Source organism: Pseudoduganella sp. jia 12 (assembly GCF_055502675.1).
This window is the reverse complement of sequence record NZ_JBUXKP010000001.1, coordinates 653,957-669,220: the sequence shown is the minus strand read 5'-3', so window position 1 is coordinate 669,220 and position 15,264 is coordinate 653,957. Positions and strand designations below refer to the sequence as shown.

Genomic DNA, 15,264 nt, shown 5'->3' with positions numbered 1-15,264 from the left:
CGGGGCTACAATGCGCGCATGAATGGAGAAAAATCTGTCGAAAACGCTGTAGAAACCGCTGTAGAAACCGCTGTAGAAACCGCGGTGGACAATGCGCCGGGAAGAGCGCGGTGCGCTACCTGCCTGCGCGCCGCCAGCGCGTGCATCTGCCGCTGGATCCGGCCGGTTCCAGCCGCGACCGCCGTGCTGATCCTGCAGCACCCGATGGAAACCGCGAATGCCAAGAACAGCGCGCGGTTGCTGCATCTGTGCCTGCCGGGCAGCACGCTCGTCGTCGGGGAAACGTTCGGCGATTTGCATGGATTGTTGAAGGGGCCGCGCCGCGCCGTGCTGCTGTATCCGGAGACGCCGGGCGACCGCTCGCTGGGCATCGCGCCGCCACCGGCGTTCGATGCGGCCGCGGCGGAAGACGTGCTGCTGGTGGTGCTCGACGCCACGTGGCGCAAGAGCCGCAAGATGCTGTACCTGAATCCCGCCTTGCAGGCATTGCCGCGGCTGGCGCTGCGCGACGTGCCGGCTTCGCATTACCTGATCCGCAAGGCGCATGCGCCGGGGCAGTTGTCGACACTGGAAGCCACGGCCTTCGCGCTGGCCCAGCTGGAAGGGGACGAAGCCCGCTTCGCGCCGCTGATCGCGGCATTCGATGGCTTCGTCGGCCAGCAGCAGGCACTGGCCGCCGCCGGCCGTGAACGAACAGCCGCTCAGCCGCTCAGTCGCTCAACTGATGAACTGATCAAATGATCAACTGATCAATTTCAGCCCCGGCGGCAGCGCGTCGCCGAACATGCGCTGTTCGCTGGCCTGGTCCAGTTCCACCACGTCGCGCACCATCGCGCTCCACGTCGGCGGCGCACCCACGCCCGTCAGCCGGCGCAGCACTTCTTCGCGCAGGGCGGGGCTGATGTCGCGCGAACGGTCGCCCGTCATGCGCGCCAGGTGCGCCGCGGCGAAACCGGCCGGCTCGATCTTCTTCCAGTCCAGCTTCAGGATCACGCCCAGCCAGGCTTCCACGGAGGCGGCCGGCGCCACTTCGTGCGCGCTGCCATGGAACGGCTTGCGCGCGCCCACGCGGCCCAGCGCCCACAGGTAGCGGGTAAAGCTGGCGGCGGCCTTCGCCTCGAACTTCGGGCCGGACGTCGGCAGCTTGCCGATCGTGCCGATCATCCAGTCGCCGATCTCCGCCTTGTAGGCCGCCGGAATCCGCTCCAGCGAGGCGCCGAGGCGCAGCATGTCTTCCTCGCCGCCGTCCACCAGCGTGGCGGGGCGGGTCCCGCGCTCCGCGGCGCTGGCCTGCAGGTTGAAGGCGAAGTCGTCCAGCAGCCGCAGTTGCATCTCGGTGGAGAGGCCGCCGGCCACGCGGCGCCACAGCGTCCACCATTCGGCGCGTACCTGGCTGTCCTTGAAGTACTGCGCACCGCTGTCGAACAGCGCCCACAGCTGGCCGATGCGCCAGTCGTCGAGCGGGGCGCCGAAGCCGGGCCGCAGGCACCAGCCGGCCAGGTTCAACCACACGCGCTCGTGCTCGGGCGAACGGCGGCGGCCCTTGGCCCGCTGCATCAGCGCGTCGAACAGGTGCCGCAGCAGCGGCGTGGGCCACCGCTCGCGGCTGCCCAGCAGCTGTTCGAGCTGGCCGCGCAGCTGGCGCACTTCCTTGCTTTCCACGTGCAGCACGCGCGAACCGAAGATGCGGTCGATCTTTTCGACCGCCTCCGCGAAGCGCGGCGGCGGTGCCGCCGGTTCCTGCGTTTCGACCGCTTCTTCTTCCGCACCGCGCAACTGGAATTCCAGCAGCCAGCGCCGGCCGCTGGCCGCTTCCACGCAATGCACTTCCAGCGTGCCCACCTCGGACAGCGCCGCCGCCAGCCGCACGGGTACTTCCTTCGGCACCTTCGTGTCGTCGGTCTTCAGCACGGTGGAAATCGCCGGCAGCGCCACGTAGTCGGCCGGATCGAGATCCGCCAGGTCGCCGGCGCCATGGCGCAGGTCGGCCACGGTGGACACGAGATGGAAGCGCACGGGCCGGCCCACGCGCAGGCCGAACGTGCGGTCGGCCAGTGTTACCTCGCTGCCCGGCTGCGCGCCGCGCGGCAGGAGGCACACGGCGCGGCGCTTGACGCCCGGCGCCTTGTCGGCATCGAGCAGCAGGTAATAGGCGCGCGCGGAGCCGCCGGCGATCGACGGCGCCATGCCCTGGCGCGACAGCGAGTAGGCGACACCGCCGCGGGCCACGGCCACGTCCGGATTATCGTTGTGCAGCACTTTGATCTGTCCCAGCCCTTGCTGGCTGCGCCAGCCGGACAGCGTATCGGCCAGCCGCCGCGCCAGCGTTTCGGCGCGGAACACGCCGCCGTTCAGCAGCAGCGTGTCGGGCACCGGGAACGTGGTGTCGTCCCCGATGCCGAGCGCGGCGCGCGCAGCCTGCGCATGCTGGCGCAGGAAGCTGGCGAGATGGCGCGTGACGGCGGCATCGCTGGCATACGGCAGCCCGAATTCGACGATGCCGCCGCGCGAACGGCGCGCATCGTCCTGCCCGGCGTTCAGCGGGAAGAAGCCTTCGACGACGACCTGTGCCACGTCGTCGCGCGTCAACGTCACGGAGCGGCTGCCGCCGATCAGCTTCGATCCGCTGCCCAGCAGCGTAACGTTGGCCTGCGACGGGCCACCGGCCGCCAGCAGTTGTTCCTTCGCGGCGCGGCAGCGCTCCGTGAGTTGCGCCAGCCGGCCAGCCGAAAGGCGCTGCGGGCTGTCCGTCGGCGCGAGCCGCGATTCGGCCAGGTGCGCCAGCGCGAGGTCCATGTTGTCGCCACCCAGGATCAGGTGGTTGCCCACGCCGATCCGCTCCAGCACGGGTTCGCCGTTCGCCACCCGTACCTGCACGAGCGAGAAGTCGGTGGTGCCGCCGCCCACGTCCGCCACCAGCACGAGGCGCGTATCGGCCAGTTCCCCGGCCAGCGTGGCGCGGTGGCGGTACAGCCAGTCGTACAGCGCCGCCTGCGGTTCTTCCAGCAACCGCACGCCGTGCAGGCCGGCCTGCTTGGCCGCGGCCAGTGTCAGCGCGCGCGCGCCTTCGTCGAACGACGCGGGCACCGTCAGCACGATGCGCTGGTCTTCCAGCAGGTGGTCGGGGAAGCGGTTGTTCCACGCGCCGCGCAGGTGCGCCAGGTAGCTGGCGCTGGCGGCCACGGGGGACACCTTCGGCACGCCGTCGGGCGCACTGTCGGACGCACCCCACGGCAGGATCGGCGCCGTGCGGTCGACGCCGGGATGGGACAGCCAGCTCTTGGCGCTGGCCACGTAGCGCCCGGTGACCTGGGCGCCCAGCGTGCGGGCCAGCCGGCCGACGACGAACCGTTCGACGCCTGCCACGTCGGCCTGCACCCATGGCAATTGCAGTTCGGCCGGCCCCAGCTCGCCTTCGGCCGGGTGGTAGCGGTTCGACGGCAGCAGCAGCGCGGCATGCACTTCGCCGGGCGCCGTCAGCTGGTCGATCTCGAGCAGCTGCACCTCGGTGGCGCCGGGCGCCGCGTACGCCAGCACCGTGTTGGTGGTGCCGAGGTCGATGCTGACCAGGTAGGGTGTCATTGCCCTTCGGCGGTGCCGCGCACGTCGAACTCCACCTTCCAGCGCTGGCCGTCATCGGCCACCGCCAGCAGTTCCAGCGTACCCGCCTCGGTGGCATGCGCGTGCAGGCGTACCTGCACCACGTCGCCCGGCTGGCGGCCTTCCGGCGACAGCTCGGCGTGGATCTCGTTCAGTTCCGTCAGTTCGTCCGGGCCCCAGAAATCGAGCACGGTGCCGATCGCATCCTGCCGGCGCGTGGAGGAACCGAAGAAGCGGAACTGCACCGGTTCGCCGACGACGAGGCCGAATTCCTGGCCCGGCAGTTCCAGCTCGCTGCCTTCTTCCATGCCGAACGGCGCCACGCACAGCGCCTGGATCGGCGGTTCCATGCCGGGAATGGCCGGCATCGACGATTCCACCGCCACGTAGTACGAACGGGCCGTGCCGCCGCGGATGCGCACGCCGGCACCGCGCCGCACGTAGCTGTAGTAGGCCGCGCCGCGCGCCACGGCGAGGTCGAGGTCGGCGCCGCCCAGCATGCGTGCCGCTTCCGCGCCTTCCATGTACAGCCAGTCGTTGATCGTGTCCATCACGCGCCGGGCCAGCAGTTCGGATTTGAAGACGCCGCCGTTGAACAGCACCGCGCTCGGGTGCAGGAACGAGTGGTCCGGATTCTGCAGCCCGGCAAAGCCCGGCACGTCGGCCGTCGCGCCCTTCTGGCGGCCCAGGAAAGCGGCCAGGTGGCGCGTGACTGCGGCATCCTGCGCATACGGCAGGCCCAGTTGCGTGAGGCCGGCGCGGGTGCGCACGGCCGGTCGGGCCGACGCTTCCACCTTCGGGAAGAAGCCGTCGGTGATGAACGCCGTCACTTCGTCGCGCGTCAGCTCGGTGCGGATCGAGCCGCCGATCAGCTTCGAGCCGCGGCTCGGCACCACGATCGGCCAGGTTGCGGCGCTGGCGTCGGCCAGCAGGTTTTCCTTGGCGGCGCGGCAGCCGTAGGTCAGCGCGCGCAATTGCCATGGATCGAGCTGCGTGCCATTGGCGGCCAGCTTGCGCGCCACGAGGTGGGCGAGGGCGAGGTCCATGTTGTCGCCGCCCAGCAGGATGTGGTCGCCCACGGCCACGCGGTGCGGTTCCAGCACGCCATCGCGCTCGGTGATGGCGATCAGCGAGAAGTCGCTGGTGCCGCCGCCCACGTCGACGACGAGGATGATGTCGCCCGGGCGCACTTCCTTGCGCCAGCGGCCTTCGCTGCCCTGGATCCAGCTGTACAGCGCGGCCTGCGGTTCTTCCAGCAGGGTCACGGCTTCGTAGCCGGCGGCGCGGGCCGCTTCGGCGGTCAGCTCGCGCGCGGCCGGGTCGAACGAGGCGGGGATCGTCACCGTCACGGCCTGTTCGCCGAACGGCGCATCCGGGTGCGCGGTGTTCCATGCCTGGCGCAGGTGCGCCAGGTAGCGGGTGGAGGCTTCCAGCGGCGACACGCGCGTCACTTCTTCCGGCGCGTCGTTCGGCAGGATCGCGGCGCGGCGGTCCACGCCGGGATGGCACAGCCAGCTCTTCGCGCTCGACACGAGGCGGATCGGCGTGGTGGCGCCGCGGCTGCGCGCCATCTCGCCGGCGACCGAGGTTTCGCCCTCCGAGCTCCACGGCAGCGCCAGTTCGCCCGGCGGCAACTCATCCGGGTGCGGCAGGTACAGGAACGAAGGCAGCAGCGGCAGGTCTTCCACCGTGCCGGGCGCCGTCAGCTGCGGCACGCCCAGCACCGACTGTTGCGTCTTTTCGCCATCGCTGCCCGCCAGGTCCACATAGGACAGCGCGCTGTGCGTGGTGCCCAGGTCGATGCCGATCGCAAAGCGCGGCGTGTTGTTGTTGTTGTTGTTGTTGTTGTTGTTGTTGTTGTTGTCGCTCACAGTTCCACCTCCGCCGGGGCCAGGACTTTCGCGTCGTGCGCTTCGGCCAGCTTCGGCAGGCGCACGGCCGTGGCGCGCCAGCCGCGGTGGCTCAGCGTGCCCTTGAACGGCGGCTTGCCGACCACGTTGCCGGTCAGGCGCACGGCGGCGGCATCGAAGCCTTCCTCCAGCGTCACGCGGCTGCCTTCCGCTTCGGCGCGGGCCGGTTCGATCGTGAAGTGTTCCTTCAGCACCTTGCTGCAGCCTTCGTGCACCACGCGCGCCGCGGCGCCGATGTCGGCGTCCGAGTAGCCGGCCAGGTTTTCCTGCGTAAAGTCGATCAGGCGCGCTTCACGCTGGAGCAGCGACAGCAGTTGCAGCGCCGCATCCGGCGTCGCTTCGCGCAGCGGCGGGGCCACCGGTGCAGCCACGGGTGCGGGAGCCGGAGCGGGCGCAGGGGCCGGCGGCGGCGGGGCAGCCACCGGGCCGACCTGGTCGTTCTGGAACCGGGCGGCGAATTCGGCGTCACCGAGCGTCTTGAAGAAGGCGCTGAACGCAAGCGGGATCCTCGCCAGGAAGGACGGAGTAGTCGTAGTCATATCGGGTTTGTAGGGTGGGGGCCGGGTGATACCGGACGAACAATTGCGAATCATACCAGTTGAGGAACTGCCAACGCACGTGCGGCAGTTGCATGCCCTTGAAAACGGGCCTAGAATACTGTATATACATACAGTTATAGTGAAACGCTGGAGCTCCCCATGCACCGAGATAACTTCACCACCAGTAACTTGTTTTCAAGTAACCTCGCCACGAACCTCGATGCCCAGGCCGGGCAGGTCATGTCCATGCCCCGTTCGCTGAAAGCGCTGAAGGGGCGCGGCGCCGTCACGAACGTGCAGGGGCGCTACGAGCTGGACGTGCGCGAAACGTTCGACGATGGCTGGCTGCGCGAGGAAGAGGAGCCCCGGGTGTGGCGCACCCAGGTGACGGAGGAAACGGCGAAATCGATCCTGTCGCGCAACCAGTCGCCGGATATTCCCTTCGGCGTTTCGCTGAACCCGTACCGGGGCTGCGAGCATGGCTGCATCTATTGCTTTGCGCGGCCCACGCACAGCTACCTGGGCCTGTCGCCGGGGCTCGATTTCGAGAGCAAGCTGTTTGCAAAGATGAACGCGCCGGACCTGCTGCGCAGCGAGCTGTCGAAGCCCGGCTACACGGTGGAACCCATCGCGCTGGGCGTCAATACCGATGCCTACCAGCCGGTCGAGCGCGAGCTGAAGCTCACGCGCCGCGTGCTCGAGGTGTTGCAGGAATGCCGGCACCCGGTGGGGCTGATCACGAAATCGGCACTGATCGAGCGCGACATCGATATCCTCGCGCCCATGGCGGAAAAACGCCTAGCCGCCGCGTCGATCACGCTGACCACGCTCGATCCGAAGATCGCCCGCACGCTGGAACCGCGCGCCGCCGCGCCGGAGCGCCGCCTGCGCGCCATCCGCACGCTGACCGAAGCGGGCATCCCGGTCGGCGTGTCGGTCGCGCCGATCATCCCGTTCGTCACCGAGCCGGAAATCGAGAAGATCATCGAAGCGGCATTCGACGCCGGCGCAGTGCAGGCCAGCTACGTGGTGCTGCGGCTGCCATGGGAAGTCAATCCCCTGTTCCAGCAATGGCTGGAAGCCCACTTCCCGGACCGCGCCCAGCGCGTGATGAACCGCGTCCGCGAAATGCATGGCGGCAAGGATTACGACGCGTCGTTCGCCACGCGGATGAGCGGCCAGGGCCTGTGGGCGGACCTGATCCGCCAGCGGGTGGAAAAAGCCATCCAGCGTTGCGGCATGGCGGGGCGTGGCAACCGGTTCAGGCAGCTCGACTGCACGCGGTTCCGGCGGCCACTGGTCGTGCCGCCGACGGGAACGAAGGCGAAGCAGGCCGAGGCAGTAGGGCAGTTGAGCCTGTTTTGATGGTCGCTTTGCTTGCTAGTCGGTGATCTGGTTGGCGCAGGTTGGTGACAATGTTCTTGAACGGGTCTGCGCAATAACGCAACGTCCAACGCAACGTTCAACGCAACTTGCGATGCAACTTCGACGCAACTTCCTGACAGGATGCCGGGCCTGGATGGAATTTCCTATTATCAACATTTGATATTTATCAGAGTGGCACACCCATGCCCATGATTAAATTATTTCCTATTGGAACTAATTTATCGGCAGCCCGACGCCTGTGCGGCAAGGTGCTGCCCGCGGAGGAAATCATGTTCATCTCTACATCCAGGATCGTCATTTGCCATCCCGTGTGGCGTTACTTCTGGCCGTTCCAATCCACGAGCCGGCTGGTTTCCTATGCGATGCTGCTTCCAGCCGGGTTGCTGGCCATATCGGCCTTGCTCTATTTCCTGGCCCCGGCAGCGCCACTGCTGCCGGTCCTGCTGGCGGTGGCAATCGGGGCAATCCCGGCGTCGTATGCGATGCTGCCCGCGGAAATGACGATACGCACGAGCGGCGGCACGACTGGCGTCGCGCGATCGATCCGCGAACATATCCTGGCGTCGAGCTACATGATCACGGCGATGGGCAACGGCGCGATTCGCTACACGCCCGTCGGTCCGCGCTGGCTGCGGTGGCGTAAGAATGCGGTCACGGTGTTGCCATGCGCCGATTCCATGCTGCTGCTCCAGGGCTCCGTAATGGGCCTTTCCAGGATACGCAAATTGCTTGAAGGTTCCAGGGCCGGCCCCAGCGGCGCCATATCGACCGCGCGCTGAAGGCTTATCTGCCAGCAAGCGCCTGCAAGTGGCGCTCGATCGCGAAAACATGCTCATCTTCGTGTCCCATGGCGCGCAGCGCGTGCGCCAGGTGCACGAGGTATTCCACATTCGGCCCGCTCGGGCCGCGCGCGGCGGCGATATGACGCGCGATATCCAGTTCCGAAGCTTCGCCCAGGTAAGCCGCGTTGTCGTGCCGCGCAAGATAGACAAGGCCGGTCTCGGCGCCGCCATCGTCGAAGCGGATCCCGATCGGCAGCCGCAGGTAGCCATTCTTTTCGCGGTGATCGAGGTGCGCGAATTCTTCTGGTGTCACCAGGTAAGCCATGCCGTGACACACGGCGCCTTCCTGCGGCACGAGCGTGACGACGCGGCCCGGCGCTTCCGGCGTGCCGCGATGGTCGTGCGAGCCTTGCCAGAAGCGGCGCACCCAGCCGGCGATACTGGCCGGACGCCGCTCGATGAAGGGAAAATCGGCCTTCCAGATCAGCGAACCGTAGCCGAACAGCCACACGTTGTGGTGGCGATCGAACAGATCCATCGCGCGGTTGATCTCGATGGTGTTGTGCGACATGGGCGGAAAAGAGGATGGCTGGACCGGCAATTATAGGCTGTGTATCCGGGCTGTGTGTCCGGGCGGTGTGTCCGGGCGGCGTGTCCGGGCGGTGTGTCCGGGCGGCGTGTCCGGGCGGTGCGTCCGTCAGGCGCGCACCACGCGGTCGCGGCCTTCCTGCTTGGCGCGGTACAGTGCGCCGTCGGCGCGCATCAGTAGTGTCGATGGCGTGTCGCCGGGAACCGCATCGGCCACGCCGATGCTGATCGTCAGTGTCACTTCCCGCCCATCCTCGGCATGCACGCGGATCGCGGCGGCCGCGGCGCGCAGGCGTTCGGCCCCCACGGCGGCCACCGGCACGTCGGTTTCCGGCATCAGCACCACGAATTCCTCGCCGCCGAAGCGCGCCGCAGTGTCGATCGCGCGCAGCGATTCGGTCAGCTGGTTCGCCACCGCGACGATGGCCCGGTCTCCCGCGTCGTGGCCGTAGGTGTCGTTGATCCGCTTGAAGAAGTCGATGTCCACCATCAGCACCGACAGCGGATGGTCGAAGCGGCGGGCACGTTCCAGTTCGGCCGCGATCTGTTCCGTCATCTTGCGGCGGTTGGCGATGCCGGTCAGCGGATCGGTGGTCGCCAGCTGTTCCAGCCGGGTGTTGGCCATCAGCAGTTCCAGCGTGCGCTGCAGCACGCGGTCTTCCAGGTTGTTGCGCTCGTCGTTCAGCGCGGCCAGCGTGCGGCGCCGGTCGCGCAGCGCCACCACCAGCGCCGAGATCAGGGCGCCCTGCAGCACGATCAGCGTGAGGCCGGAAACGATCTGCCAGCGGTACCGGTCCCACACGCTATCCGGCTGGTTCAGCAGCTTCGCCTCGGGCGGCAGGTCGCGCAGGCCGTGGCGGCTGACCGTCGGTGCATCGAAGACATAGCGCTGCAGCGCGATATCGTCGGTACGGGCGCCAAGCATGATCCGGGCAATCACGCGCCCGATGCCTTCGCCGCTGATGACATAGCCGCCCACCATGCCGGGCAACACCAGCGAATCCAGGTGGGTGAACACCGGCACCGCGCTGGCGGCGGCGATGCGGTGCGCCAGGTCGTGCGGGTCGAGCTTGCCGCCCCGGTCGGTCAGGCCCGCGGCCAGCAGCAGCAGGGCGCTGTGCCGGTCCAGCGTCGACAGCTTGCGCGATACCGCCTCGAAGTCGGGATCGGTCCAGTATTCAAAGGTGATCTTGCCGGCGTAGCGCGGTGCGGCGCGCCGGATTGCGGCGATCCAGCGCTGTACGCGCGCGCTGCTGTCGCCGATGACGACCAGGCGCCGCACGTCCGGCGCCGTGCGCGGCACGATACCGACCGCACGGCTGAAATCGGGATCGACGGCAATTGCCGTGCCGTCCGTCGGCACCCAGCCGGTGTGACCGTAGTTGATATAAAAACGCTGCACGCCGGGAAACAGGTCCGGATGCGCGGCGAGGAACATCGCGGCGACCTGGCCCTCGGCGACGACCACGTCGAGCGGTACGCGGGCGTACTTGCCACGCAAGCGGGGCGCCAGGCCGTCCGTTGCCGCCTCCGGCCCGATGCGGCCCGAATCGAGCCGCTCTTCGTAAATGACCGGCATGGGCACCATGCCGCGCTTGCCCAGCTCGTCATGCATCCCCTCCTGCAGCAGCCGTTGCCAGTTCGACATCGACTCGGGTCCCAGCGAGTACAGCACCAGTATCCTGCGTTCGCCGGTAGCGCTGGCTGCCTGCGCCGGCTGCGCAGCCAGCGCAAGCGCCATCCAGCAGCCGATCATCAACAGAAGATGCTGACAAAGCGGCTCAAGAAGTTGCTTGAAAGGCAGCCTGGAATACAGCTTGGAAAGCATTGAATGACGATGGGTGGATAACGAACGGATATCGGACAGCCCGGAAAACGGCGCAATCTAGATGAAGGGCGCCAGGAATTGGTGCGAAGAAAGTGTAACACGGTCGTGCGGAAATATCGTTTCCTTATGGAAATAATGCGTGGCCGCGTTGCAACAACGGGATGGTGCACTCACGGCGGTACCGCTTCGTGCTCGACGAGCGCTTGCAACTCCCTCGCATTGACCGGTTTGCCCAGGTGCGCGCTGAATCCGGCCGCGGCCGAGCGGTGTTCGTCGGCCTGCTGGCCATAAGCCATCAAGGCGATCAGCCGGGTCTGGCGCAAGTGGGGCCGGCGGCGCAATTCGGCCGCCAGTTCGTAGCCATCCATGCCCGGCAGGCCGATGTCCAGGATCGCCAGGTCCGGTGTCAGGTGGTCGGCCAGCCGCAGCGCCATGGCGGGATCGGATGCCGCATGCACCTCGTGACCGCGCAGTTCGAGCAGCGCACGCAACCCCTCCAGCACGCTCGGGTTGTCGTCCACCAGCATGATCCGGCTGCGTCCTGGCGGCAGGTGGGCGGACGAATGCGCCGCAGGCTGGACGCCCGCCTGCGCAGCGTTCGGTAACGGCAGTGCGGTCGACAATGCAGGGGGCAGGGCGGTTTCCGCAACGCTGGCCGCGAGCGGTACGCGCACCTCGAACGCGCTGCCGAGGTCAGGGCCGCCGCTGCTGGCGGTCACGGTGCCGCCATGCAGCGTCACGATGCTCTTGACGATCGCCAGGCCCAGGCCCAGGCCGCCGCGCGAACGGTCCAGCGCCTGGCGCTCCTGTACGAATTTGTCGAACAGCTGGGGTAGCATCTCGCGCGAAATGCCGATCCCCGTATCGGTCACGCGGATGACCACGTCGGTGCCGGCGCGGCGCGCTTCCAGGCCGATGTCGCCGCCGTCGCCGGTGTACTTGGCGGCGTTCGTCAACAGGTTCGACAGCACCTGCACGAAGCGCACCGCGTCGGCATCCACCGCCAGCCCGGCCGGCGGCACATCGAGGCGCAGGCGGTGGCGGCGTTCCTCGAACAGCGGGCTGACCGTCTCCACCGCCTGCGTCACCAACGCCGCCAATTCGACGCGCTCGCGCCGCAATTCGACCTTGCCCTGGGCGATGCGGGCCACGTCGAGCAGGTCGTCCACCAGGCGCACCAGGTGGCGTGCCTGCCGTTCGATGACCGCGTGTTCCTTGTCGAGCGAGCCGATACCCCGCAGCCGCATCAGTTCGAGCGCCACGAGGATCGGCGACAGCGGATTGCGCAGCTCGTGGCCCAGCATGGCCAGGAACTCGTCCTTGGCGCGATTCGCCACCTCGGCTTCGCTGCGCGCCCGCACCAGCGCCGTCACGTCGAACGCCACGATGGCCACGCGGTCCACGTGGCCGGCTGCGTTGCGGATCGGCTGGTGCACGTAGTCGAAAAAGCATTCTTCCGGCGCGCCGCCGGGCTGGCGCTGCAGCCACACGCGGCGCGCCTGGCCCACCGCCGGCTCGCCGCTGGCCAGCACGTGCTCCAGTTCCTCGAACAGGGCGGGGTCCATTATTTCCGCCAGCGCCTGCCGGAACGGCGTGCCCTGCACGTCGCGCTGGCCGATCAGTTCGGCGTAGCGCTCGTTCACCAGTTCGTAGACCAGGCTCGGGCCGCGCAGGATGGCGATCGCGGCCGGGGCCTGCATGAACACTTCCGCCATCCGCTCGGCATGGGCGCGCTCGACCTGGCGGATGCGGCAGCGGATCAGTTGCGATTCGATCCGCGTGAGCAGTTCGCGCGCCGAGAAGGGCTTGACCAGGTAATCGTCGGCGCCGGCGTTCAGGCCGTCGATGCGCGCCTCCTCGCCGGCCCGGGCCGACAGCAGCATTACCGGCACGTCGTGCAGTACATCGTCGGCGTGCACCGCGGCGATCAGGCCGAAACCATCCAGTTCCGGCATCATCACATCGGAAACGATCAGGTCCGGCCGCTCGCGCCGCGCCGCGTCGAGTGCCGCGCGGCCGTTGGCCACAGCCGTCACGCGCCAGCGCTGGCGCAGCAGGCGTTCCAGGTAGCCGCGCATGTCGGCATTGTCGTCCGCCACCAGCACATGGGCGCCGTGCGCCAGCAGCGTGCGGTCGTCCTCCTCGTCGTCGGCGTGCCGCGGCAGCCAGCGCCGTGCTTCGGTCGTGTACGCTTCCAGCGTGGCGGACGAGGCGGTGCCTTCGGCGCGGCCCGCCAGGCGTTCCTCCGGCAGGTGCGCCCGGCCCAGCGGCAGCGTCACCGTGAAGCAGGTGCCGGCGCCCGGTTCGCTGCACACGGCGATTTCGCCATGATGCAGGTCGACCAGGTCGCGCACGAGCGCCAGGCCGATGCCCGACCCCTCGTGCGAACGCGAGCGCGCGCCTTCCACGCGCTGGAAACGCTCGAAGATCTTGGCCAGGTGCTGGGCGGGAATGCCCACACCGGTATCCTGCACGGTCAGCACCGCCTGGCCGTCCTGCTGCCGCAGCGCGACCGCGATGCGGCCCTCGAACGTGAACTTGAACGCATTCGAGAGCAGGTTCAGCACGATCTTTTCCCACATCGGCGTGTCCACCCAGGCCGGCGTCGGCAGGGGCTCGCACTGCACGTCCAGCGCCAGTCCGGCACTCTCGACGATCGAACGGAAGCCGCTGGCCAGGTCGCAAGTCAGCGCCGCCAGGTCCACCTCGGCATAGGAGGCCTGCATGCGGCCTGCCTGCACGCGCGAGAAATCGAGCAACGTGTTGACCAGCTTCTGCAGCCGCAGCGCGTTGTCGTGCGCCAGTTCCAGCCGCTGGCGCTGGGCCGGCGGCAGCGGCACCGCCTCGTCCGCCAGCGCATCTTCCACCGGCCCCAGCATCAGTGTCAGCGGCGTGCGGAATTCATGGCTCACATTGGAAAAGAATGCCGTCTTGGCGCGGTCCAGTTCGGCCAGCGCATCGGCGCGGCGGCGCTGTTCCTCGGCCGCGGTGGCGTTCTGCAGCGCGGCCGCGACCTGGCCGGAGACCAGGCCGAAGAACGTGCGGTATTCGGCATCGAGCGGCCGCGCCGGGTTGACACCCACGACCAGCACGCCGGCCGGCCGTGCCCGCCCGGGAATGGCCAGCGGCAGCGCCAGCGCCTGCGTGACCGCTTGTCCCGCCACGCCGGCAGGAAGGCCGTCGAGGTGGCCGACCGGCACCACCACGGCGGCCCCGGTGGCGCAGACTTCGGCGATGGGCCAGGGCGCGGCGGGGTCGTCGAGAGCGATGGCCGCCGGTGCCACGCCTTCGCCCGGCCGCAAGTGCGCCGCCTGCTCGAGCAGGGCGGTGCCCATGTCGTTCCCCTTGTCCCCCTTGGCCGCCTCCAGGTAAAGCAGGGCGAACGGCACGTCGAGCGGATTGCGGCCGATGGTCGCCATTGCCGTCGCGCAGGCGCGCGCCACGTTGTCCTCGCCCAGGGTGGCGGCGGCCAGCGCCGACAGCGTTGCCAGCCGGCGCGTGTTCAGGTTGCTGGCGGTAACGTCCGTCGACGGGCAGAACAGGCCGCCCACGCCGCCCGATTCATCGACGATGGGGCTGTAGGAAAACGAATACCACGTTTCTTCCAGGTAGCTGCCGCGGTTCATGTACAGCTGCACGTTGGCGACGAACGTGGCCTCGGCCTGCCGGAACACCTTGTCGGCAAGGGGGCCGCAGATGTCCCAGATCTCCGCCCAGACCTGCGCGGCGGGCAGGCCCAGCACCCATGGGTGCTTGGCGCGGCTGAGCACTTCCACATAGGCGTCGTTGTACAGGAACGTGGCGTGCGGCCCCCAGCCGATCCAGATCGGGTGGCTCGAGTTCAGCATCAGGCTCACGGTGGTGCGCAGGCTCTGCGGCCAGGCTTCCAGGGGCCCGAGCGGCGTAGCCGACCAGTCGTGCGCGGCAATCAGCCCCGGCATGTCGCCAGGGGCGTTCAGGAAACTCAGGTGGGCGGGTACGACGGGCCGCGCCGGCTGCTCGTGATCCCTCAAGGCGCTCTCCGTCATAACGCAAATAAATTCTGCAATGTTGATATTTGTCTACTGTACGTTACCGTATCGGCCGCGCAAGCCGCGCACGGTTGCCATTGTTGCAACGGCGTGCAGGGTTTGACACCACGTGGCGTGCGCAGGATACTACCCGTCATCACTTTCGAGCCATGACGTTTCCATTCCCGATCCGCAAGGAGTGTCCGCCCGGCGCCTGCGACTGCCGGCGCGAGCTGCTGGAAAACGACCTGCGGGCGGACGTGCGCGTGCTGCGCCTGACAAGAGAAGAGGAAAAGCGGCTGGTCGAGCGCATCGAGGCGATCGGCAGTTATGCCGAGCTGATGCGGGTAGGCCAGCGCCTGCAGGAGCACCTGGGCGTGACGCTGACGATCGCGCCCGGCCCCAACGAGGTGCGCACGGTGCGCGGCTTCGCCATCGAGCTGGCACCCCGGCCCGGCCTGTGCCGCAAGACACGCCAGATCGTCCCCGCCGCGATCAGGCGCTGCCTCGAAACCCACCCGGAAATCGCCTTCGCCATCCTGGACGCGCACGACCTGTTCGGGCAGCCCTGAAAGTTGCTCGGAAAATAGGGACGTACCGGAGCGCCGGACCGCCCATTTT

The 15,264-nt window shown here is 68.2% G+C and carries 10 protein-coding genes; 4 read left to right on the top strand and 6 right to left on the bottom strand.

Annotated features, from left to right (window positions below):
* Positions 1-18 precede the first annotated feature (18 nt).
* Positions 19-741 (top strand): tRNA-uridine aminocarboxypropyltransferase, encoded by a 723-nt coding sequence (locus tag ACY65G_RS02760; protein WP_464995820.1) that lies wholly within the window; start codon positions 19-21, stop codon positions 739-741.
* Here ACY65G_RS02760 and ACY65G_RS02755 read toward each other — a convergent pair whose 3' ends face one another.
* The 3 genes from ACY65G_RS02755 to ACY65G_RS02745 are packed head-to-tail and all read right to left on the bottom strand — an operon-like array spanning position 742 to position 6,049.
* Positions 742-3,582: an Hsp70 family protein gene (locus ACY65G_RS02755; protein WP_464995819.1), complete on the bottom strand. Its 2,841-nt coding sequence runs from the start codon at positions 3,580-3,582 to the stop codon at positions 742-744.
* Positions 3,579-5,471, bottom strand: a complete 1,893-nt coding sequence (locus tag ACY65G_RS02750) for an Hsp70 family protein (RefSeq protein ID WP_464995818.1) — start codon at positions 5,469-5,471, stop codon at positions 3,579-3,581. Before ACY65G_RS02750 ends, ACY65G_RS02755 begins: the two co-directional genes overlap by 4 nt.
* Entirely contained in the window at positions 5,468-6,049 is a 582-nt protein-coding gene (locus tag ACY65G_RS02745) for a DUF2760 domain-containing protein (protein ID WP_464995817.1), read from the bottom strand. Before ACY65G_RS02745 ends, ACY65G_RS02750 begins: the two co-directional genes overlap by 4 nt.
* A 240-nt stretch (positions 6,050-6,289) precedes the next feature.
* Here ACY65G_RS02745 and ACY65G_RS02740 point away from each other — a divergent pair, with 240 nt between their 5' ends.
* Positions 6,290-7,414: a PA0069 family radical SAM protein gene (locus ACY65G_RS02740; protein ID WP_464995900.1), complete on the top strand. Its 1,125-nt coding sequence runs from the start codon at positions 6,290-6,292 to the stop codon at positions 7,412-7,414.
* 290 nt (positions 7,415-7,704) lie between these two features.
* Positions 7,705-8,214 carry a hypothetical protein gene (locus ACY65G_RS02735; protein ID WP_464995816.1) on the top strand — a complete coding sequence of 170 codons (510 nt, stop codon included), beginning with the start codon at positions 7,705-7,707 and terminating at the stop codon, positions 8,212-8,214.
* 4 nt (positions 8,215-8,218) lie between these two features.
* Here ACY65G_RS02735 and ACY65G_RS02730 read toward each other — a convergent pair whose 3' ends face one another.
* From ACY65G_RS02730 to ACY65G_RS02720, 3 genes are all read right to left on the bottom strand, one after another.
* The gene (locus tag ACY65G_RS02730; RefSeq protein WP_464995815.1) at positions 8,219-8,788 is read right to left on the bottom strand and encodes a gamma-glutamylcyclotransferase; all 570 of its coding nucleotides are present in this window, start codon (positions 8,786-8,788) and stop codon (positions 8,219-8,221) included.
* A gap of 126 nt (positions 8,789-8,914) precedes the next feature.
* The gene (locus ACY65G_RS02725; RefSeq protein WP_464995899.1) at positions 8,915-10,561 is read right to left on the bottom strand and encodes a diguanylate cyclase; all 1,647 of its coding nucleotides are present in this window, start codon (positions 10,559-10,561) and stop codon (positions 8,915-8,917) included.
* A 242-nt stretch (positions 10,562-10,803) separates the two neighbouring features.
* Positions 10,804-14,646, bottom strand: a complete 3,843-nt coding sequence (locus ACY65G_RS02720; RefSeq protein ID WP_464995814.1) for an ATP-binding protein — start codon at positions 14,644-14,646, stop codon at positions 10,804-10,806.
* A gap of 167 nt (positions 14,647-14,813) precedes the next feature.
* Between ACY65G_RS02720 and ACY65G_RS02715 the strand changes: the two genes are divergently transcribed.
* Entirely contained in the window at positions 14,814-15,215 is a 402-nt protein-coding gene (locus ACY65G_RS02715) for a hypothetical protein (protein ID WP_464995813.1), read from the top strand.
* The last annotated feature ends 49 nt before the right edge of the window (positions 15,216-15,264 follow it).

Excerpts from the sequence above, each read along its gene's own strand:
- ACY65G_RS02760 (WP_464995820.1), top strand. The coding sequence starts at position 19 with ATGAATGGAGAAAAATCTGTCGAAAACGCTGTAGAAACCGCTGTAGAA.
- ACY65G_RS02755 (WP_464995819.1), bottom strand. The coding sequence starts at position 3,582 with ATGACACCCTACCTGGTCAGCATCGACCTCGGCACCACCAACACGGTG.
- ACY65G_RS02745 (WP_464995817.1), bottom strand. The coding sequence starts at position 6,049 with ATGACTACGACTACTCCGTCCTTCCTGGCGAGGATCCCGCTTGCGTTC.
- ACY65G_RS02740 (WP_464995900.1), top strand. The coding sequence starts at position 6,290 with ATGTCCATGCCCCGTTCGCTGAAAGCGCTGAAGGGGCGCGGCGCCGTC.
- ACY65G_RS02735 (WP_464995816.1), top strand. The coding sequence starts at position 7,705 with ATGTTCATCTCTACATCCAGGATCGTCATTTGCCATCCCGTGTGGCGT.
- ACY65G_RS02730 (WP_464995815.1), bottom strand. The coding sequence starts at position 8,788 with ATGTCGCACAACACCATCGAGATCAACCGCGCGATGGATCTGTTCGAT.
- ACY65G_RS02725 (WP_464995899.1), bottom strand. The coding sequence starts at position 10,561 with ATGATCGGCTGCTGGATGGCGCTTGCGCTGGCTGCGCAGCCGGCGCAG.
- ACY65G_RS02715 (WP_464995813.1), top strand. The coding sequence starts at position 14,814 with ATGACGTTTCCATTCCCGATCCGCAAGGAGTGTCCGCCCGGCGCCTGC.